General features: G+C 71.3%; 1 protein-coding gene and 1 pseudogene. One reads left to right on the top strand and one right to left on the bottom strand.

The genetic code is table 11. The annotated features are described in order from the left end of the window. Nucleotides 1-890: helix-turn-helix transcriptional regulator (locus tag ACQKIP_RS45675; protein ID WP_427745697.1), on the top strand; the 890-nt coding region annotated here is incomplete at its 5' end. A 286-nt stretch (nt 891-1,176) separates the two neighbouring features. Here ACQKIP_RS45675 and ACQKIP_RS45670 read toward each other — a convergent pair. Next, nucleotides 1,177-2,161 (bottom strand): annotated as a pseudogene (locus ACQKIP_RS45670) (helix-turn-helix domain-containing protein); the annotation flags it as partial.

The raw sequence follows: 2,161 nt of genomic DNA, 5'->3' as shown, positions 1-2,161 counted from the left end.
CCCTGTCCGCGGTGTTCACCGGCGACTTCGGGCGGGCGATGGCCGCGATCGCCGAGGAGGAGGCGCTGGCCGACGCGGTCGGTGACCTGCCGCAGCTCTACCCCCGAGTGCACCTGGCGGCGTGGCGTGGCTGCCGTCAGGAGGTGCTCGACCTGTTCACCGATGTCACGAACCGGCCCAGCGGGCAGCTGACCGCGAATGCCCACTGGGCGACGGCCGTGCTGTACAACGGCCTGGGCGACTACCCGGCCGCGCTGGCCGCCGCCGGGCGCGCGGTGGCGGGCGGCGACCTGTTCCTCACCGGCATCGCGCTGCCCGAACTGGTGGAGGCGGCCGTCCGGTGCGGCGAGACCGCCGCCGCACACACGGCGCTGGAGTCCCTGCTCGAGCGTACGGAGCCCGCGGGAACCCCATTCGCCCTCGGCGTGGCCGCGGGGGCGCGGGCGCTGGTCAGCGAAGCGGAGGACGACCACCGGGAGGCGCTCGAGCACCTGACGAACACCACGCTGGTCCCGCACCTGGCGCGGGCGCACCTGCGGTACGGGGAATGGCTGCGCCGCGCCGGCCGGCGCCGTGACGCGCGCGAACACCTGCGCACCGCGCACGAGCAGCTCTCGGCAACCGGACTGGAGGCGTTCGCCCGGCGCGCCGCGGACGAACTGCGCGCGACCGGGGAAGTCGCCCGCAGCCGCTCCGCACCCACCTACGACCGTCTGACCATGCAGGAAACGCACATCGCACGCCAGGTCGCGGCGGGTGCGACGACGAAAGAGGTGGCCGGGCGCTTGTTCCTCAGCCCGCGCACCGTGGACGCCCACCTGCGGAACATCTTCCGCAAGCTCGGTATCACCTCACGCAGACAGCTCAGGGACATGCCCGATCTCGGGTGACGCGGCACGCGCATCTTCGGCTCCGGGGGGGCCTTCGGCCGCGGGCGTCCAACTCTCCTCAGCATCCAGAAATGCCTGGGTGAGCGGCTCGCCGCCCTCCAACGCGCCCTGACCGCAACGGAGATGCTGCGTGGTCGGGGGGCACTGCTGATTCCGGCCGGGGGTGTCATCCCCCGGCCGGACTGTCCGGCCGGGACGGGATCGTCCGTACCCGGCTCGGCGCTGTTGCACGGGCGCGCCTCGAAGGTTCCGGCAGGCCGGGCCTGCCTTTTCTGCGTACCGCTTGTCATGCCGACGGCGCGACAGTGTGTTCGATCAATACCGGGCGTTCGGTGATCTGCACGGAGTCCTCGGCGTTCAGGGCCGACGCGGTGCCGTCGAGCCGGCGGACGGTCGATGCCCCGGTGCCGGCGCGGACGGTCGCCGTACCGGAGTACGCCCAGACGATGCGGGTCGTACGCGGCGTTCCCCGTGCGTCCGGGGCGGTGAACCGGCACTCCCAGACGTTCTCCGGGAGGGAGACCTCCGGGCCGTGCCCGCAGGAGGTGACGCGTGCGTGCGCGAGCCACTGCTGCAGCACCCCCACGAACAGGCCTGCCTTCGTCGGCGGTTGCCGCTCGGCCTGGAGCACGATCGGGATCTTCCCGTTGCCCCAGGCGTAGAAGTACATGCGTTGCAGGCCCCAGTTGCGGGCGTACAGGCCCGCGAGGTAGAAGCGGACGGCGTGGTCGGCTGCCTGTTCCGGCTCGAGTGGATCGTTCAGCGGCAGGGTCTGGGTGGTGCCGGTGTTCCACAGCGGGAGGTGGTAGCCGGCTTTCTGGAAGGTCTGCTCAACTTTTCGTACCGCTTCCAGGATGGTCTCCGGCGGGTCGGTTACTCGGCGTTGGTAGAGCTTGACGCCCGCCGCGTCGCAGTACTGGTAGCCGCCCAGCGCGGCGAATTCCGTCAGAAACCTGTGCGCCCGAGCCGTCCACAGTTTCGTGACCGAGGGACAGACCACCGTCGCGTCGGGGTCTCGCTCCTTGATGATGCGGCTCGCTGTGCGGGTCATCTCGACGAGCGTCTTCACGCTGCCGTTGTAGTGGTGCTCGTGGTTGGCCATGACCCACAGCTCGTAGGCGTCGATGCGGGCGCCCGCGTGCCGTACGAGCGCCCGCACGAAGGCATCCCAGTCGGCCAGGTCGTTGGGAGGGGCTGCCCGGGCGCCCTCGGGGTAGGCGGCCTTCCGGGCGTCAGGGGCAGCCCAGGCAGGCGTGCCGCCGAAGACGAAC

The sequence above is a fragment of the Streptomyces sp. NPDC059900 genome (genome assembly GCF_050270335.1).
Taxonomy (GTDB): Bacteria; Actinomycetota; Actinomycetes; order Streptomycetales; family Streptomycetaceae; genus Streptomyces.
Note: the sequence above shows the minus strand (reverse complement) of the source record. Positions and strands in the feature narration are given on the sequence as shown.